Below are 17201 nucleotides of genomic sequence, written 5' to 3'. Positions count from 1 at the left end.
GGGGCGCGCGTTCGGCGGCTTGATCCCGCCGGATGGGCGCCCCGGCTCCACATGGAGAACGAGTGTGTTCATTCACCACGAGTTACCTGCGCTGTTCGCACAAGACGACAGCTGGATCAAGTTCGACGTCGGCGCCCTCGGTGACCAGTTCTGGAACAACACCGTCGAAGGCCTGTCCCAGGGCAGCATCTACGCCCTGGTGGCACTCGGATACACCCTGGTCTACGGCGTTCTGAAACTCATCAACTTCGCGCATTCGGAAGTATTCGTCTACGGCGCCTACGCCACCTGGTTCACATTCTTCGGGCTCGGCTTCCGGCCGGGTGCCACGCCCGAGCTCCCCCTGATCGAACTCATCGGTTTCCTGGCGCTGGCGCTGATAGCCGCGATGGCGATCTCGGGCGGCACCGCGGTCGCCCTGGAACGGATCGCCTACCGCCCACTGCGCAACCGCGGCGCCCCGAGGCTGGTCTTCCTGATCACCGCGATCGGCGCGTCGTTCGTGCTCCAGCAGCTCATCTTCATCTGGCGCGGCGGCAACGCCGAACAGGCGATCCGCTTGCTCAAGCCGCAGGAGGTCTTCGAGATCTTCGGCGCGAGCGTCACCAACATCACGATCGTCATCGTGATCGCCTCGGTGCTGCTGTGGTTCATCGCCGACTACTTCGTCAACCGCACCCGGCTGGGCCGCGGAATCCGGGCGGTCGCCCAGGATCCGGACACCGCGACGCTGATGGGCGTCAACAAGGAACGCGTCATCATGCTGACGTTCCTCGTCGGCGGGCTGCTGGCCGGTGCGGCGGCGCTGTTCTACATGATGAAGTTCCCGCAGGGCGCCTGGTACCAGGGCGGTTTCATCCTGGGCATCAAGGCGTTCACCGCGGCCGTGCTCGGCGGCATCGGCAACCTGCGCGGCGCGCTGCTCGGCGGCCTGCTGCTCGGGCTCGTGGAGAACTACGGCCAGTCGCTGTTCGGCGGCGAATGGCGCGACGTGGTGGCTTTCGTGCTGCTCGTGCTCATTCTCATGTTCCGTCCGACCGGCATCCTCGGTGAATCTCTAGGGAAGGCAAGGGCATGACGACCGCGGTCAAATCCCGCCGTTCCCTCGGGGAATGGTGGAACAACCTCAACCGGCCCCAGCAGTGGGCGATCCTGATCCCCGCGGTCGTCCTGATCTACCTGCTGCCGGTGCTCAATCCGCCGATCATCTCGACCGAACCGGGTTACGACTTCCCGATCGCCATGTTCGAGGTGGCCCGGTACGCGCTGATCGCGATCGGGCTGAACGTGGTGGTCGGCCAGGCGGGCCTGCTCGACCTCGGCTACGTCGGGTTCTTCGCGATCGGCGCCTACGTCGCGGCGCTGTTCACCAGTCCCGACTCGTCGCTGGCCAAGCTGCCCTTCCTCGCGGTGATCCCGATCGCCATGGGCATCACCATGATCTTCGGGATCATCCTGGGCACGCCGACCCTGCGGCTGCGCGGCGACTACCTCGCCATCGTGACGCTGGGCTTCGGCGAGATCGTCCGCCTGCTGGCCGACAACGTCGACCCGTTGCGCGGCAACCAGGGTTTCCAGGAGGTCGGCCAGCCGCCGGGGACCAACGCCGACGGCAGCCCGCTGTTCAACAACACCGACGGCACACCGTGGTACTGGCTGTGCGTCACGGTCATCATCGTGGTCCTGCTCCTGGTCGGGAACCTGGAGCGGAGCCGGGTCGGCCGGGCCTGGGTCGCGATCCGCGACGACGAGGACGCGGCCGAGATCATGGGTGTGGCCACGTTCAAGTTCAAGATCTGGGCGTTCGTCATCGGCGCGGCGATCGGCGGGCTCTCCGGTTCGCTCTACGCCGGGCAGTTGGGCTTCGTGAACAACCAGAAGTTCGACGTGGTCACCTCGATGCTGTTCCTGGCCGCGGTCATCCTCGGCGGTTCGGGGAACAAGGTCGGCGTGCTGCTCGGTGCGTTCGTGGTGGCCTACGTGCCGCTGCGGTTCCTGGTGATCGCCGAGTACAAGTACCTGATCTTCGGCGTCGCCCTGATCATTCTGATGATCTTCCGGCCGCAGGGCCTGCTCGGCGCCCGCCAGCGCTTGCTCGCCTTCGGCAGGCAGGCGTATCAACGGCTTATCGGCAAGGGTGAACAGATCAGCAGCGACGCGGCGCTCGTCGTGGAGAAGAACGGGGGAGGCAAAGCATGACGACCGATCCCGGGAACGGCGGGCCGGAGGTGCCCGCGGAAGGCGGCCTGGTCGCCGAGGTCGAGCGGATGACCGCGGAGGAGCGCGCCCAGCACTTCGCCGAGGTGGCCGAGGTCGTCGCGCCGGATCGCGAGATCCAGGTCGACGTCGGCCAGACGCTGCTGGAACTGCGGGAGCTGACCGTCCGGTTCGGTGGCCTGGTCGCGCTCGACGCGGTCTCGTTCGAGATCCGCCGCGGCGAGATCCTCGGCCTGATCGGGCCGAACGGCGCCGGGAAGACCACCTGCTTCAACGCGATGACCGGGGTGTACCGGCCGAGTGCGGGTGAGGTGCTGCTGGAGGACAAACCGCTGGGCAAGTCCGCCAAGCACCGCATCACCCAGCTCGGCATCGCCCGGACGTTCCAGAACATCCGGCTCTTCGCCGAGATGACCGCGCTGGAGAACGTCGTGGTGGGCACCGACGCGCGGCACAAGACGAGCGTGCTCGGCGCGCTCGTCCGGTCGCCGCGCCACCACCGGGAGGAGAAGGAGGCGATCGAGCGGGCGATGGCCCTGCTCGAATTCGTCGGCATCGCCGACCGGGCGGCGGACAAGGCGAAGAACCTGCCCTACGGGTACCAGCGGCGCCTGGAGATCGCGCGGGCGCTGGCCACCGAGCCGAAGCTGCTCTGCCTCGACGAACCCGCCGCCGGGTTCAACCCCCAGGAGAAGGAAGACCTGATGGGGCTGATCCGGCGGATCCGCGACGACGGCTACACCGTCCTGCTGATCGAACACGACATGAAACTCGTCATGGGCGTGACCGATCGCATCGTGGTGCTCGAGTTCGGGAAGAAGATCGCTGAAGGACTGCCGGCCGAGATCAGGGAGAACCCCGCTGTGATCGCCGCCTACCTGGGAGTGCCTGACGATGACGTTGCTTGAACTGTCCGGAGTGTCCGTCCACTATGGACGGATCAAGGCGGTGTCCGAGCTGTCCATCAGCGTCGAAGAGGGTGAGATCGTCACCCTCATCGGGGCGAACGGGGCCGGCAAGTCCACCACCATGCGGGCGATTTCCGGGATCCGGCCGGTTTCCGCCGGGCGGATCCGGTTCGCGGGCGAGGACATCACCAGGCTGCGGGCGGATCTGCGGGTGGTGCGCGGGATCTCGCAGGCGCCGGAAGGCCGGGGGATCTTCCCGGGCATGACGGTCCTGGAGAACCTGGACATGGGCGCCTACGCGCGCAAGGACCGCAAGAACCTCACCGCCGATCTGGACCGGGTGTTCGAGCTGTTCCCGCGGCTCAACGAGCGCAAGACCCAGGCCGGGGGCACGCTGTCCGGCGGGGAGCAGCAGATGCTCGCCATCGGCCGCGCGCTGATGGCGAAGCCGAAACTGCTGCTGCTGGACGAACCGTCGATGGGGCTCGCCCCGCAGTTCATCCAGCAGATCTTCCGGATCATCACGGAGATCAACGAGCAGGGCACGACCGTGCTGCTGGTGGAGCAGAACGCGCAGCAGGCGCTGTCCCGGGCGCACCGGGCCTACGTGCTGGAGACCGGGCAGATCACCAAGTCCGGCCGCGGCAAGGAACTGCTCGCCGACGCCAGCATCAAGGAGGCCTACCTCGGCGTCGGCTGACCGGGTACTGGGGGTCGTGAGGGTTTGGGCCGGTTAGAACCGGCCGGAACGCTCACGACCCCTACTCGCCCGGCGGCCGGTCCCGGACCACGCAGGTGAGGCGGGCCGTGCAGCTGCGCCGGCCGCGGTCGTCGCGGATCTCGATGTCGACGGTGACCGTGCCCCGGCCGACGTGCACCGGCGTGGCGATCCCGGTGACCAGCCCCTCCCGCACCGCGCGGTGATGGGTGCAGGACAGTTCGAGTCCCATCGCCATCCGGTCGGCGCCGGCGTTGAGGGCGGCCAGGATCGAGCCCAGCGCCTCGGCGAGCGCCGCGTTCGCGCCCCCGTGCAGCAGCCCGTACGGCTGCAGATTGCCCGCGACCGGGATCGTGCCGACCACCCGCTCCGCGCTGACCTCGGTCAGCTTCAGGCCGATCTTGTCGTTGAGCTGCTGGTCTGCGACGGCAGGGTCGATCCCCGCGAACTCCTCGAGATCCTTCTCGGACAACTGCTCGGGCAAAACGTGCTTCCTTTCCGGCGCGACACCCCCACATGCGCGGACGCTCACGAAAGAGTGTCGGGGTATCACCCTAGACTCGCCCCCGTGAGCCCCAGCGAGAACACCTCAGTTGCGAAAGACACAGCCCAGCGGCCGCGGCTGCTGCTGATCGACGGCCACTCGATGGCCTACCGGGCGTTCTTCGCCGTACCGGCCGATCGCTTCCGCACCTCGACCGGCCAGGTCACCAACGCGGTGTTCGGCTTCACCTCCATGCTGATCAACCTGCTGCGCGACGAGGAGCCGACCCACCTGGCCGTGGCGTTCGACCTGTCCCGCAAGACCTTCCGCTCGGAGACCTACGCCGAGTACAAGGCCACCCGGTCGGCGACCCCGGATGATTTCAAGGGGCAGGTCGCGCTCGTCCAGGACGTTCTGCGGGTGCTGGGCATCCCGGTGCTGACCAAGGAGAACTACGAGGCCGACGACATCATCGCCACGCTGACCACCCAGGCGGACGCGAACGGTTACCAGATCCTCATCTGCACCGGCGACCGCGACGCGCTGCAGCTGGTCAACGAGTCGGTGACGGTGCTCTACCCGAAGAAGGGCGTGTCGGACCTGGTCCGCTTCGATCCGGCCGCGGTCGAGGAGAAGTACGGCCTGACCCCGGTCCAGTACCCGGACTTCGCCGCGCTGCGGGGCGACCCGTCGGACAACCTGCCGGGCATTCCGGGGGTGGGGGAGAAGACCGCCGCCAAGTGGATCAAGCAGTTCGGCACGCTCGGCGACCTCATCGACCGGGTGGACGAGGTCAAGGGCAAGGTCGGTGACGCGCTGCGCGCCCACCTCGACGCGGTCATGCTCAACCGGCAGCTGACCTCGCTGGTCAAGGACGTGCCGCTGGAGCACACCCCGGCCGATCTGGAGCTGAAGCCGTGGGACCGCGACGCGGTGCACCGGCTCTTCGACGAGCTCGAGTTCCGGGTGCTGCGCGATCGGCTGTTCGCCACCCTGTCCAGCGCCGAACCCGAAGCCGAGGCGGGGATCGAGGCGCGCGGCGAGGCGCTGGCCCCGGGTGCGGTGGCCGGCTGGCTGGCCGAGCACGCGCCGCCGGGGAAGACGGTCGGCCTGTCCTTCCGCACGACCGGCGTGTCGGTCCGCGCCGACGTCCTCGCGATCACGCTCGCCGCGGCCGACGGCGAGGGCGCCTACCTGGATCTGACCAAGCTGGACGAGGCGGACGACAAGGCGCTCACCGCGTGGCTGGCGGACGCGAACGTGCCCAAGGTCGGGCACTCGCTGAAGGTCCCGCTGCACGCGCTGCTCGCCCGGGGCTGGCGGCTGGGCGGGCTCGCGATGGACACCGAGCTCGCGGCCTACCTGGTGCGGCCGGGGCAGCGGTCGTTCGAACTGGAAGACCTGGTGCTGCGGTACGTGCAGCGCGAGCTGCGGACCGACGGCGACGACGGCGACGGTCAGCTGTCCCTGCTCGACGGCGACGGCGCGGCCGAGGAAGCCGATCGCAAACTGGTCCAGGCCGAACTCGTCCGGGCCCGCGCGGTCGCGGAACTGGCCGGGGCGTTGCAGGGCGAGCTGGGCAAGATCGGCGCGGCCACCCTGCTCGACGAGCTGGAACTGCCGCTGCTCACGGTCATCACCGACGTCGAGGCCGCCGGCATCGCGGTCGACGTCGACCAGCTCACCGAACTCGAGGCGCACTACGGCGGCCGGGTGAAGCACGCGGCGGAGAACGCGTACGGGGTGATCGGCAAGCAGATCAACCTGGGCTCGCCCAAGCAGCTGCAGGTGGTGCTGTTCGACGAGCTGGCCATGCCGAAGACCAAGCGCACCAAGACCGGGTACACCACCGACGCCGAGGCGTTGCAGACCCTGTACGAGAAGACCGAGCACCCGTTCCTGGCGCACCTGCTCGAGCACCGGGACGCCACCCGGTTGAAGTCCACTGTGGAGGGTCTGATCAAGTCGGTCGCCGACGACGGCCGGATCCACACCACGCTGTACCAGACCATCGCGGCCACCGGACGCTTGTCGTCGACCGAGCCGAACCTGCAGAACATCCCGATCCGCACCGACGAGGGCCGCCGGATCCGGGACGCGTTCGTGGTCGGCGCGGGCTACGCCGAACTGCTGACCGCGGACTACAGCCAGATCGAGATGCGGATCATGGCGCACCTGTCCGAGGACGCGGCGCTGATCGAGGCGTTCCAGTCGGGCTTCGACTTCCACGCGGCGACCGCGGCCCGGGTGTTCTCGGTCGAGCCGTCCGAGGTGACCGGCCCGCAGCGCGCCAAGATCAAGGCGATGAACTACGGGCTCGCCTACGGCCTGTCCGCGTACGGCCTTTCCCAGCAGTTGCGGATCTCCACCGAGGAGGCTCGCGAGCTGATGGACGACTACTTCGAACGGTTCGGCGGGGTGCGCGACTACCTGCACAACGTCGTCGGCGAGGCGGCCAAGGTCGGCTACACCGAGACGATCTTCGGCCGTCGCCGTTATCTGCCCGATCTGAACAGCGACAACCGGCAGCGCCGCGAGATGGCCGAGCGCATGGCGTTGAACGCGCCGATCCAGGGCAGCGCGGCGGACATCATCAAGGTCGCGATGCTCAACGTGCACCGCGGGCTGTCCGAGGCGAAGCTGCGCAGCCGGGTGCTGCTCCAGGTGCACGACGAACTGGTGCTGGAAGTCTCCGAGGGCGAGCGTGACGAGGTGGAAGCCTTGGTGCGCAAGGAAATGGGTGCGGCCTACGAACTCGCCGTGCCGCTGGAGGTGTCGGTCGGCTTCGGTCGCTCCTGGAACGACGCCGCGCACTAGGCACGCTGCGAGAGGTGGCGGCGCCCGGCGGTGGCTAGCGTCGCTGTGGGATGCCCGGGCGGGTAGTCCCCACAGCGGGAGGACAGATGGCCACCACGCCGCTCACCCAGTCGCCCACGCCGTCGGCGTTCGGCGGCGGCCCCTACCCGTCCCGGCGAGCGCGGCTGATCGCGCTGTCCGTGCTCGCCGGTTTCGCGCTCACCGTGCTCTGGTCGGCCCGGTTCGTGGACCGGGTGATCGGGGACAACGTGGCGAACACGCTCCTCGGCCACGACGCCAGGGAAACCCCCATCAGCGGGGCGTGGGCGGGCGCCCTGTTCGCCTTCGTGACCGGGCTGGCGGGGAGTTTCACCGCGTGCAACGTCGCGGCGTTCGGCGCGGTCGCGCCGCTCGTCGGCGAGCAGGCGCCCGGCCGCCGGCGGCTCGGGCAGACGCTCAAACCGGTGGGCTGGATCGCGGTCGGCACGCTGGCGGTCTCCGCGGCGTACGGCGTGCTGGTCGCGCTGGTCGGCACCCGGATGCCGCAGTTCGCCACGACGCCGGGCGGCGGCGGGCTGTCCCCGCGCGGCATCCAGTCCATGGTGGTGTTCGGGGTGATCGGGCTGGCGTTCCTCGCGCTGGGCCTGATCTCCACGGGTGTCCTGCGCACTCCCGCGACCTTCCGGCGGCACCCGAACGCCCCGCTGGTCCTGCTCGGCGCGCTCATCGGCGGGTTCCTGATCGGCCGCCCGTACCCGCTGTTCCGGATCATGTTCCGGGACGCGGCGGAAAGCCACAACGTGTTCTACGGCGCGGGGGCGTTCCTCCTGCAGTCGGCGGGCAACATCGCGCTCATGGTGGTGCTCTTCCTGCTGCTCACCTATGTCGCCGGGGACCGGTTGCGGCGCTGGTTCGCCCGCGGGCCCGCGCGGGTCGCGACGGTCACCGGCAGCGCGCTCCTGGTGGGCGGGACGTTCACCTTGTTCTACTGGGTGCTGCGGTCACTCGGCCGCGCGGGAATCATCTGGTACCCGGCGATCGGCTGGTAACGGTCCACAGTGGACCAAGGGTTGGCCCGCGCGCAGGGCGGCGATTCGCGGGGCCCGGCTCTTGGGCGAGTCGAGGCTGCTCATCCGGGCGTCACCGAGTTGGTCGCGCACGTAGTTCCGGGTGGCGGACACGGCTTTCCGCAGCGCCGGGGTTGGTGTGACGAATGCCTGGTAGACGATCTCTTCGGTGTCCGGGTCGTATTCCCACAGGCCGACGACGCGGCCGCGATCGACGATGATCGAGCACGGGGGATCGGACTCGTCGCCGAGGGTGCGGCCGGGTTTGGCCGCCGGGGACTGCCGGGCCGCGTCACCCGGATCGAGCAGACGGCCCGGATCCCGGTGCAGCAGGTGGATTCCGTCGATCCAGGCGACCAGCGCGTAGCAGGCCGCGCGGGGCACGGTGAACTTCTCGAACGCGGCGACCTGATCGGGCGGCAGCAGCAGTTCGGTGCCCTCGATCGGGCGCAGGTCCAGCGGTTCGACCGCCTGCTTCGCCGCGGCCGCGGTCAGCCCGGAGAACCACCGGAAGTGTTTCAGCGACGCCGGACCGGCCCAGCCGAAGTACCGCCGGGCGAGCTCGGCGTGCGCGGCACCGCGGTCCGGTTCGGCGTCCGTCAGCGGCGAAGGCGACCACGGCACGTACCCGAACCGCTGCTGGTCCAACCGCCCGTTCACCGGGACCCGGCGGATCCTGCCCCGCGCCTGCAACAGGCCGAGCGCCAGCGGCAGGGTGGTGGTCAGGCCGCGCTTCTTGCCCGCCTCGCCCAGGTTGCGCACGGCCTCGCCGACGGCGCGCTTGATGCCGGCGGGGTCCAGCGGCTCCCCGGCGGAGTCCAGCGCCGCGACGATCCGGTCACTCAACCGGTCGATTTCCTCGCGCGTCACGCCCAGGTGCTTGGCGGCGGCCGCGATCTCGCCGTCCGGCGCGCCCGAGCCCGCGGCGAGACCGAGCGCGAAGTCCTGCCTGGGCACGACATAGGTGCAGCCGCGGGCCGAGGGCAGCTCGTGCACCTCCAGATTCGCCACCGCCTTGTCGACCGCCTCCCGGTCGAGCCCGGCGCGGGCGAAGAGTCCGAGGTAGGGCCCGCAGCCGCCGACCGACCGGGCCCATCCGGTGCGGGCCAGCACGTCGTGCGGGGAGGCGCCGTCCAGGGAGCCGTCGAGACCCTGCCGGTGGGCCCACCACGCCCGCAACTTCTCGAGGGAGACCGCAGTCGTCATGGCACCATTATATCCACAGCGGATATAACCAGGCCGAGGTGACCGACCCGGCACGTCGTCCAAGAGCCTGTCTTCGGTCCCCTTTGTGGGTGGGTCGTGAGTGTTCGGGCCGGTTGTTTTTCGACCCAGCAGGCTCCAAAACAGGGTCTAAGGTCGCCTCATGAGGACGGACGTGGCGGCGCTGACCCGGCTGCGGGGTGCGAAGGACTGGATCGACGCCCACTACGCCGACCCCGTCGACGTCACCGAACTCGCCGCGGTCGCCGGGTGGTCGCGCGCGCATTTCCTCCGCCTGTTCGCCGCGGCCTACGGCGAGACGCCGGGCGCCTACCTCACCCGGCGGCGGATCGAACGCGCGCAGGACCTGCTGCGGTCGGCGAACCTGACGGTCACCGAGATCTGCCTGCTCGTCGGGTTCACCAGCCTGGGCACGTTCAGCCGCCGGTTCACCGAACTCGTGGGCAGCTCGCCGACGGAGTACCGGGCCGAGGCGCGCTCGGCCGGCGCACCGCCGGTGCCCGGGTGCTACCTGATGATGTGGACCCGGCCGGGACCGAAGACCAGACTTTCGGATAAGCCCGCGGACGGGGACCGCGGATAGCGTTCTCGGTGGAACCCGACCGAGGAGGATTCATGATCGATGCGATGTCGCATTCCTGCATCTACGTGCTGAACCACGATTCGGCGAAGGCGTTCTACACCGAGAAGCTCGGTTTCCAGGTGCGCGCGGACGAACTGATGGGGGACCGGTTCCGCTGGCTCACCGTGGGCCCCGCCGAGCAGCCGGACCTGGAGATCATCCTGATGGAGCCCGGGCCGCCGCAGCACGATCCGGAGACGGAGAAGCAACTGCGCGAACTGATCGCCAAGGGGGCGATCGGCCCGGGCGCACTGTCCACAGGCGACTGCCGCAAGGCGTACGAGGTGCTGTCCGCCCGGGGCGTGACCTTCCTGCAAGAACCGGCCGAGCGGCCCTACGGGATCGAGGCGGTCTTCCGCGACGATTCGGGCAACTGGTTCAGCCTGACCGAGCGCCGCGCGTTCGACCCGAACAAGGAATGGTGCTTCGAACCCAACCCGAGCTGATCGCATGTCCCCGTTGTGACCAGTGTGTTTCCGGTTCGAAAACCGATTCGCGGCACGCGGCGGCGGTGCCGTGAGCGCGGTAGCGTCGCCCGTATGACGGCCAGGAGAGCGTTGATCCTGGGGGGAACCGGCATGGTGGACGAGGTCGCGCGGATGCTGATCGGGGAGGGCTGGCGGGTGGTGCTGCCGAGCCGCCGCCCCAACCCGATCGCGCGCGCCGGAGGCAGACCGGCGCTTCGCGCGTCGCGGCCACGGGGGCATCGCCCGAACGGGAAACCGGGCGGGTCCGGGGACGCGATCTGGGTGGAGGCCCAGTGGGAACGCCCGCGGGAACTGGCCCGGCGGGCCGAGCACGCGCTGGGCGGACCGGCCGAACTGCTGGTGGCGTGGGTGCACGAGTCCTACCGCCGGTCCGTGCTCGGCGCGGTCGAGCGCCTGCTGACCGCGGAGGCGCCGATCGTCGAGGTCCGGGACGGCATCGGCATCGGCACCTCGGACCAGGCGGATCCGCTCCTGGTGGAGCACCCGACCCAGCAGGTGTTCCTGGGCAGCCGGTCGGGATGGGACGGCGCCCGGGTCCTCACCCACGCCGAGATCACCGAAGGCGTGCTCGACGCCGTGCGCCGCGCGCTGGAGGGGCGGCCGACCTCGGTGCACCAGATCGGCCAGCCCCGGCCACTCGTGCGCTAGCTTTCGCCGCCCAGCACCGGGTTCGCGGCCACGCCCCGGATCAGCAGCATCACCGAGTTCCGGACCTCGGCCCGGGAGCGCTGCGGCTGGAACACCTGCCAGTCCAGCGCGACCACCAGCAGGGTGCCGAACAGCCCGGCGGCCGCGGTCGGGATCCGCACCCCGGCGGGCAGCCGCCCGGCCTCGTCGATGCGCTGCAACTGCTCCTTGACGATCGTGATGATCTCCTCGCGCAGCAGCGTCAGCGTCTCGTGCCACTGGCCGGGCGTCCGCCACATCTCGCTGACCAGGAGCTGGGAAAAGCCCCGGTAGTCCCGGATGAACACCAGCGCGGCGTCCACTTGCGACTCGAGCGCGACGACCGGATCGGGGTCCGCGGCGGCGGCGCGGAGCCGCTCGGCGAGCTGGCCGACGCCGTAGCGCAGCAGCGCGTCGACCAGCGCGTCCTTGCTGCCGAAGTTGTAGTACACCGTGCCCTTCGCGACCCCGGCCTCGGCCGCGATCTCGTCCACGGTGAGGCCGACGAGTCCCCGGCTGGTGGCCAGTTTCAGGGTGGCGTCGAACAACTTCTGCTTGGTGGCCTCCGCCCGTGCGCTCATAGCGCGAGTTCCGGTTTCAGGTGCTTGACCGTCCACACGCGACGCTTGTACGCGGCGAAGGTGGACACCGCGATCCCGCCGACCAGGTACGCGACCAGGACCCCGACGTCGCCGAGGATCTTCAGTTCGGCGCCGGTGTAGAGCAGGTGCCGGAACCCGTCGATCGCGTAGCTCATCGGCAGCGCGACGTGCAACGGGTACAGCGCGTCGGGGATCGTCTGCCACGGGAACGTGCCGCCCGCGCTCACCAGTTGCAGCACGAGCAGGACCAGGCCGAGGAACTTGCCCACCGCGCCGAACAACGCGTTCAGGGCGTGCACGATCGCGGTGAACGAAAGCGAGACCAGGAACGCGAACCCGATCGCGCCGAGCGGATGGGCGACGTGGATGCCCACCAGCCAGGTCACCGCGCCGAACAGCACGATCACCTGCGCGAGGCCGAGCACGGCCGAGGACAGCCAGCCGCCGAGGGCCACCCCCAGGGGCGAGGCGCCCGCGGTGAGCGCCCGGGTGGACAGCGGGCGCAGCAGCAGGAACAGCACGAACGCGCCGATCCAGGTGGCGAGCGCGATGAAGAACGGCGCGAGTCCCTGGCCGTAGGTGCCCGCCGAGGCCTCGCCGACCGCGTGCACCGCCACCGGATCGGCGATCGTGTTCGCGGTGGCCGCCCGGGTCGGGTCGTCCGGATTCGGGATCTGCTTCAGCCCGGACTGCAGGCCGTCGCGCAGCTGGTTCGCGCCGTTCGCCAGATCGGTGGTGCCGCCCAGGGCGGTCTTCTCGCCCTCGTTGAGCTTGGCGGCGCCCCCGTTGAGCTGGTTCGCGCCGTCGGCGGCCTTCGCGATGCCGCCGGTCAGCGTCGGCGCCGATCCGGCGAGCTGCGCGGCGCCGTCGGCGACCTGCCGGGACCCGTCGGCCAGCTTGGCGAGCTGGGCGTTCGCGTCCTGGACCTTGGCGTTGGCGTTGTCGATCGGGGCGCGGAGCTGGCCGAGGACGCCGAGCACCCGCTGGACCTGCTGCTCGTCGAAGCCGTCCTGCCGCAGGCGCTGGGCCAGCTGGTTGTTGGTGTTGTCGAGGCTGTTCTGCAGATCGGTCGAACCACCCGCGAGCAGCGCGCCGACCTCGGCGACCCGGGCGTTGCCCGCGGCCACCTGGCTCGCGCCGTCGGCGAGCTGCCGGGACTTCGCGGGGAGCTGGGCGGTGCTGTCGCGCAGGGTGTTCAGCCCGGCGGAGAGCTGGACGCTGCCGGTGGCGAGTTGCTGGGCGCCGTCGGCGAGCTGCTGCTGACCGGACTTGAGCTGGTTCGCCCCGTCCGCGAGCTTGCCCGCCCCGTTGGTCGCCTCGGAGATCTTCCCGTAGATGGTGGACAGCCCGACCAGGAACCGGTCGGCGGCTTCGCTGCCGACCTTCTCCGCGATGGTCTTCCGCACCTGCTCGGCGACCTGCTTGGCGATCGTGCCGGCCAGGTAGTTGTTGGCGTCGTTCGTGGTGAGCGTGACGGTCGCCTGCTGCGGTTCGAAGTTCCCGCTGGACAGCAGCGCCTTGGAGAAGTCGCGCGGGATGCCGATGGCGAAGGAGTACTTGTCGTTGCGGACCCCGTCCCGGGCTTCCTGCTCGGACACCTCGTGCCACTGGAAGGTGCCGGAGGAGACCAGTTCGTCGGTCACCTCGCGGCCGACGTTGCGGTGCTGGCCGTTCGCATCGGCACCGGTGTCGCTGGTGACCACCGCGGCGGGCAGTTTGTTCAGGCGGCCGTACGGGTCGTAGTTGGCGTACAGGTAGAACGACGCGTACAGGAGCGGGACCAGGATCAGCGCGGCCATCGCGAGCTTGGGCAGGGTGCCCGCGGTCAGCCGCCGCAGCTCGTTGACGGCGATCCGGATGCTGCTCATGCGTTCTCTCCAGACGGGGTGGTGGCTTCGAGGCAGAGCCGCGGCTCGGGCTGGTCGTGTTCGCCGACGCGCGCGGGCGGCTGGGGCAGCGCGCCGATCGGCGTGGTCGCGGTCAGGACGACGACGGCGAGGCCGCGCTCGGCGTGTTCGTGGGCGAGCATCGACCAGGTTTCGAGTTCGCTGGTGTGCCGGTCGGGGGTGTCCAGGACGAGCATCCGGACGCCCTTCCGCGTCGCGGCCAGCTCGGTGAGCAGACGGGTGCGCAGCGCACCGGCGAGGTTCTCGAACCGCGTGCCGGCGTAGCCTCCGACGTCGTGCTCGGTCAGCCAGCGCTTGACGGCGTCGGCGCCCGCGGGCCGCTGGGCCAGGGCGAGCTCTTCGCCGACGACCACGCGCAGCGTCAGCGCGCCGTCGGGCTCGCTGACCCCGGGAGCGTCGACCACCGCGACCTTTTCCCGCAACTTCGCGTCGTCGTGGACGCCGTCGACGGTCACCGTGCCGGTGGTCGGTTTGATCCGGCCGGCGAGCGCCAGGCCGAAGGCGGTGATCCCGATACCCGGCTCGCCGTGCAGGATCGCCAGATGGCCCTCGCCGAGGGCGAGCGACGTCGGCGGTAACAGCGTGCCGTGCGGCCCTTGGACGGAAACGCGATCGGCTCGTACCTGCACAGGCTACTCCTTTTGAACTGACTGGTCAGTCTAAAAGTAAGTCCTGAGCTGGGGGAGCGGCAAGCCGGGCGAGTGTGATCTCACCCTCCCGAGTGATCACGTCCGGACCGCGGTCGCCGGTCTTCAGTCAGCGCAGTGCGGTAGCCGGGCGTACCTCCCACATCGTCCAGAGTGGACGGTAGCCCTGCCGGTGCCAGAACACCGAGGCCAGCGGGCTGGGCGGGTTGTAGTAGAGGTACGTGCCGCGTGCTCCCTCCCGGTGGAATTCGGCGTGGACGACCGACATCAGCGCGCGGCCGACCCCGCCGCCCCGGCATTCCGGGCTGGTCACCACGTTGTTGACGTAGCCCCACCGGCCGAGCGGCAGGAGTTCGGCCGCCGCCGAGTCGGCGGTGGCCTCGATCCAGCCGCATTCGGCCAGCCCGATCGGCGTTCCGGCCCGTTCGGCCAGCCAGACCGGAGCACCGGAGTCCAGCCTGCGCCGCAATCCGGGCGCCAGCAAATCGGCGGTGTTGGCCGGGGCGGCGCTGCCGACCAGGCCGGTGTAGTCGAAAGTGGACACCGTCAGTCTCAGCGCGGCGTCGAAGTCGGCGGCCCGGGCCCGGCGGATCCGGACCGCCGCGGCGGGCGGCTCGGGGTCCGGCTCGGGCGGTCCGGTGCGGACGGCGAGCGCCGAGATCGGTGCGAGCCCGTGATCGAGGAAGGCCCGGATCGCCTCGGCGTCCCGGCTGGGCCAGTTCACCAGGCAGGCCGAGTTCGCGCCGGGCCGCTCGCCGTCCATCCGGCTCCGCCAGGCGCGCAGCAGCGCGTCCATCCCCGCGGTCCCGGTGTCGCCGGGGAAGGGGAACAGCTGCCACACCTCGGCCGCCGACGACAGCAGTTCCGGCGAATCCGCGGGATATGCCTGGTGCCGCAGCACCGCGGCGACCCGGGTGCCGTCGGCGGTCGCGGCCTCCAGGAGGTCGCCGTCCGGCGGACCGGCGGCCTCGGGCAGCAGCCGGTCGAGCGCCGCGAACCGGGCGCGCTGCGCGGCCACCAGTGATTCCTGCACGTGATTCCTCGTTACCGCAAAGCCGTCGCCGGTCCGATCGACCAGATCGTCCAGAGTGGACGATAGCCCTGCCGGTGCCAGAACACCGGGGACAGCGGGTTGATCGGGTTGTAGAACAAGAACGTACCGCGGGTGCCGGGGCCGTTCAGTTCCCGGTGGGCCACCGCCATCAGCGTCCGGCCCACCCCGTTCCCGCGGGCCGCCGGGGCCACCGAGACCGTGCGCACGAAACCCCAGCGCCCGTCCGGGAGGCGGCCGGTGAGCGTGCTGCCCTCGACCGTGGACACCGGACGGCAGGCCGCCATTCCGACCGTCAGGCCGCCGCGTTCGGCGAGCCACACCCGGCCCCGGCTCAGGTTGCCGCGGATGCCGGGTGCCAGCTTCTCGGCCGCGTCGGCGGGCACGCTGGCCCGGCCGAGCAGCGCCGCGTACCGCAGTTCGGCCAGCTCCAGATCGACGAGTTCCTCGAGATCGGCCGCGCTCGCCTCGCGCACGGTGAGATCGGCGCGGGGCGGGGCGTCGGCCGGGTCCGGGCCGCGCACGGCGAGCGCGCTTTCCGGCACCAGGCCGTGGTTCAGCAGCACCCGGACCGCTTCGGCGTCCCGGCTCGGCCACGCCAGCACGCAGGCGGACTCCGCGCCCGGCCGATCGCGGCGGAGCCGGGCGCGCCACGCGGTCAGCAGCGCGTCCAGCCCGCGCCCGCCGGTGTCACCGAGCACCGGGGTGAGCTCCCAGGTCTCCGGCGGGGACCACATCGCCTCGGCGGACCGGTGCGCCCGGCGGTAGAGCACCCCGAAGACTTCCCGCCCGTCTGCGGTCCGGGCGGTGAGCCGGTCGCCGGACGGCGGTTCGCGGGCGGGCGGGAGGAGCGGATCGAGGGCGGCGAAGCGGGTCGACTGCGCGCGCACCGGATCCATTACCCGTCCAGGTGGCAGCGGAAGATCGCGGTGCCGGGGAAGAGCTTGCCGCGCAGCGGGCTCCACTGGCCCCAGACCCGGGTGTGGCCCTCGGGCCATTCCGGCTCGATCAGATCGTCCAGCCGGAAGCCCGCGCCGGTGAGCGCCCGCACATAGTCGCCGAGGGTCCGGTGGTACTCGACATAGGTCGCGGCGCCTTCGCCGTCGGTCTCCACGTACGGCGTGCGGTCGAAGTAGGGCTGGGTCGCGGTGAGCCCGGCGGGGCCGGGATCGTCGGGGAAGATCCAGCGCATCGGATGGGTCACCGCGAAGACCCACCGGCCGCCGGGCCGCAGCACCCGGGCGAGTTCGGCGAACACCGCGTCGATCGAACGCACGAACGGGATCGCGCCGAAGGCCGAGCAGGCGAGGTCCGCGCTGCCGGTGGCCAGCGGTAGCCGTTCGGCGGTCGCCTGCAGCAGCGGGACGTCGAGCCCGGTCCGGGCGTTGCCCGCCCGCGCGTGCCGCAGCATCCCGTCCGACAGGTCCAGCCCGATCGGCCGGGCGCCCGCGCCCGCGAGCCACCGGGAGCAGGCCGCCTGGCCGCAGCCGACCTCGAGCACGCGCTTGCCGCGCACGTCGCCGAGCAGGGCCTCCTCGGCCTCGCGCAGCCCCTCCGGGCACCAGACGAAATCGGCGTCGCCGAGGAACTCGCCGTGGGTGGCCTGGTAGTCGTCGGCGTCCGCGTCCCACCAGGCCAGATTGGCGGCGGTCGCCTCGCCCTCGGTGACGTCGCGGTAGGCGATGCCGGCGGTGCCGAGCAACTGGTTCGCTCGTGCGTGGCGGTCTTCCGGGGGCGCGGCGCCGCCCGTGGGCGATGGCTGGGACACGCGAGTATTGTCGCCCAGGCCGGTGTCGTATAGACG

General features: G+C 70.6%; 17 protein-coding genes. 9 read left to right on the top strand and 8 right to left on the bottom strand.

Features of this window, described 5'->3' with window-relative positions; genetic code table 11:
• Positions 1-64 precede the first annotated feature (64 nt).
• The 4 genes from FXO23_RS16770 to FXO23_RS16755 are packed head-to-tail and all read left to right on the top strand — an operon-like array spanning position 65 to position 3825.
• A complete protein-coding gene (locus FXO23_RS16770; protein WP_425484871.1) occupies positions 65-1078 on the top strand; it encodes a branched-chain amino acid ABC transporter permease in 1014 nt (337 codons plus the stop codon).
• Complete coding sequence (locus FXO23_RS16765) at positions 1075-2199, top strand: branched-chain amino acid ABC transporter permease (protein ID WP_158885834.1); 1125 nt, start codon at positions 1075-1077, stop codon at positions 2197-2199. Before FXO23_RS16770 ends, FXO23_RS16765 begins: the two co-directional genes overlap by 4 nt.
• A complete protein-coding gene (locus FXO23_RS16760; protein ID WP_158885832.1) occupies positions 2196-3125 on the top strand; it encodes an ABC transporter ATP-binding protein in 930 nt (309 codons plus the stop codon). The genes FXO23_RS16765 and FXO23_RS16760 overlap by 4 nt, the downstream gene beginning before the upstream one ends.
• Complete coding sequence (locus FXO23_RS16755) at positions 3112-3825, top strand: ABC transporter ATP-binding protein (RefSeq protein WP_158885829.1); 714 nt, start codon at positions 3112-3114, stop codon at positions 3823-3825. The genes FXO23_RS16760 and FXO23_RS16755 overlap by 14 nt, the downstream gene beginning before the upstream one ends.
• A gap of 61 nt (positions 3826-3886) precedes the next feature.
• Here FXO23_RS16755 and FXO23_RS16750 read toward each other — a convergent pair whose 3' ends face one another.
• Complete coding sequence (locus FXO23_RS16750) at positions 3887-4327, bottom strand: PaaI family thioesterase (RefSeq protein WP_158885827.1); 441 nt, start codon at positions 4325-4327, stop codon at positions 3887-3889.
• Between the two features lie 84 nt (positions 4328-4411).
• Between FXO23_RS16750 and polA the strand changes: the two genes are divergently transcribed.
• Together polA and FXO23_RS16740 are read left to right on the top strand one after the other, a co-directional pair.
• Positions 4412-7144 (top strand): DNA polymerase I, encoded by a 2733-nt coding sequence (gene polA / locus FXO23_RS16745; protein WP_158885825.1) that lies wholly within the window; start codon positions 4412-4414, stop codon positions 7142-7144.
• A gap of 86 nt (positions 7145-7230) precedes the next feature.
• Positions 7231-8172 (top strand): hypothetical protein, encoded by a 942-nt coding sequence (locus FXO23_RS16740; protein WP_158885824.1) that lies wholly within the window; start codon positions 7231-7233, stop codon positions 8170-8172.
• On the opposite strand, the gene FXO23_RS16735 is transcribed toward FXO23_RS16740, so the two are convergent.
• Positions 8125-9396, bottom strand: a complete 1272-nt coding sequence (locus tag FXO23_RS16735; RefSeq protein WP_158885822.1) for a DNA glycosylase AlkZ-like family protein — start codon at positions 9394-9396, stop codon at positions 8125-8127. The two genes, FXO23_RS16740 and FXO23_RS16735, sit on opposite strands and share 48 nt — an antisense overlap.
• 160 nt (positions 9397-9556) lie before the next feature.
• On the opposite strand from FXO23_RS16735, the gene FXO23_RS16730 reads away from it, so the two are divergent.
• The 3 genes from FXO23_RS16730 (at position 9557) to FXO23_RS16720 (ending at position 11172) form a co-directional block, all read left to right on the top strand.
• Entirely contained in the window at positions 9557-9997 is a 441-nt protein-coding gene (locus tag FXO23_RS16730) for a helix-turn-helix domain-containing protein (protein WP_158885820.1), read from the top strand.
• Positions 9998-10029: 32 nt separating this feature from the next.
• On the top strand, positions 10030-10482 hold the full coding sequence (locus FXO23_RS16725) for a VOC family protein (protein ID WP_158885818.1): 453 nt from the start codon (positions 10030-10032) through the stop codon (positions 10480-10482).
• Between the two features lie 93 nt (positions 10483-10575).
• Entirely contained in the window at positions 10576-11172 is a 597-nt protein-coding gene (locus FXO23_RS16720) for a Rossmann-fold NAD(P)-binding domain-containing protein (RefSeq protein WP_246257364.1), read from the top strand.
• Here the strand turns inward: FXO23_RS16720 and FXO23_RS16715 are convergent.
• From FXO23_RS16715 to FXO23_RS16690, 6 genes are all read right to left on the bottom strand, one after another.
• Positions 11169-11771: a TetR/AcrR family transcriptional regulator gene (locus tag FXO23_RS16715; protein ID WP_158885816.1), complete on the bottom strand. Its 603-nt coding sequence runs from the start codon at positions 11769-11771 to the stop codon at positions 11169-11171. The two genes, FXO23_RS16720 and FXO23_RS16715, sit on opposite strands and share 4 nt — an antisense overlap.
• Positions 11768-13660: a YhgE/Pip domain-containing protein gene (locus FXO23_RS16710; RefSeq protein ID WP_158885814.1), complete on the bottom strand. Its 1893-nt coding sequence runs from the start codon at positions 13658-13660 to the stop codon at positions 11768-11770. Before FXO23_RS16710 ends, FXO23_RS16715 begins: the two co-directional genes overlap by 4 nt.
• Positions 13657-14328 carry an ATP-binding cassette domain-containing protein gene (locus FXO23_RS16705; RefSeq protein WP_158885812.1) on the bottom strand — a complete coding sequence of 224 codons (672 nt, stop codon included), beginning with the start codon at positions 14326-14328 and terminating at the stop codon, positions 13657-13659. Before FXO23_RS16705 ends, FXO23_RS16710 begins: the two co-directional genes overlap by 4 nt.
• Positions 14329-14455: 127 nt before the next feature.
• Entirely contained in the window at positions 14456-15379 is a 924-nt protein-coding gene (locus FXO23_RS16700; protein WP_158885810.1) for a GNAT family N-acetyltransferase, read from the bottom strand.
• Between the two features lie 11 nt (positions 15380-15390).
• A complete protein-coding gene (locus FXO23_RS16695; RefSeq protein WP_158885808.1) occupies positions 15391-16296 on the bottom strand; it encodes a GNAT family N-acetyltransferase in 906 nt (301 codons plus the stop codon).
• Entirely contained in the window at positions 16296-17165 is an 870-nt protein-coding gene (locus tag FXO23_RS16690) for a class I SAM-dependent methyltransferase (protein ID WP_158885806.1), read from the bottom strand. The genes FXO23_RS16695 and FXO23_RS16690 overlap by 1 nt, the downstream gene beginning before the upstream one ends.
• Between the last annotated feature and the right edge of the window lie 36 nt (positions 17166-17201).

This window comes from Amycolatopsis anabasis, assembly GCF_009765355.1.
Classification (GTDB): Bacteria; Actinomycetota; Actinomycetes; order Mycobacteriales; family Pseudonocardiaceae; genus Amycolatopsis; species Amycolatopsis anabasis.
The sequence above is the reverse complement of the archived record's forward strand: the minus strand, read 5'-3'. Positions and strand labels throughout refer to the sequence as shown.

Coding starts and splice junctions, on each gene's coding strand:
- FXO23_RS16765 (WP_158885834.1), top strand. CDS start 1,075: ATGACGACCGCGGTCAAATCCCGCCGTTCCCTCGGGGAATGGTGGAAC.
- FXO23_RS16760 (WP_158885832.1), top strand. CDS start 2,196: ATGACGACCGATCCCGGGAACGGCGGGCCGGAGGTGCCCGCGGAAGGC.
- FXO23_RS16755 (WP_158885829.1), top strand. CDS start 3,112: ATGACGTTGCTTGAACTGTCCGGAGTGTCCGTCCACTATGGACGGATC.
- FXO23_RS16740 (WP_158885824.1), top strand. CDS start 7,231: ATGGCCACCACGCCGCTCACCCAGTCGCCCACGCCGTCGGCGTTCGGC.
- FXO23_RS16735 (WP_158885822.1), bottom strand. CDS start 9,396: ATGACGACTGCGGTCTCCCTCGAGAAGTTGCGGGCGTGGTGGGCCCAC.
- FXO23_RS16730 (WP_158885820.1), top strand. CDS start 9,557: ATGAGGACGGACGTGGCGGCGCTGACCCGGCTGCGGGGTGCGAAGGAC.
- FXO23_RS16725 (WP_158885818.1), top strand. CDS start 10,030: ATGATCGATGCGATGTCGCATTCCTGCATCTACGTGCTGAACCACGAT.
- FXO23_RS16720 (WP_246257364.1), top strand. CDS start 10,576: ATGACGGCCAGGAGAGCGTTGATCCTGGGGGGAACCGGCATGGTGGAC.
- FXO23_RS16715 (WP_158885816.1), bottom strand. CDS start 11,771: ATGAGCGCACGGGCGGAGGCCACCAAGCAGAAGTTGTTCGACGCCACC.
- FXO23_RS16710 (WP_158885814.1), bottom strand. CDS start 13,660: ATGAGCAGCATCCGGATCGCCGTCAACGAGCTGCGGCGGCTGACCGCG.
- FXO23_RS16695 (WP_158885808.1), bottom strand. CDS start 16,296: ATGGATCCGGTGCGCGCGCAGTCGACCCGCTTCGCCGCCCTCGATCCG.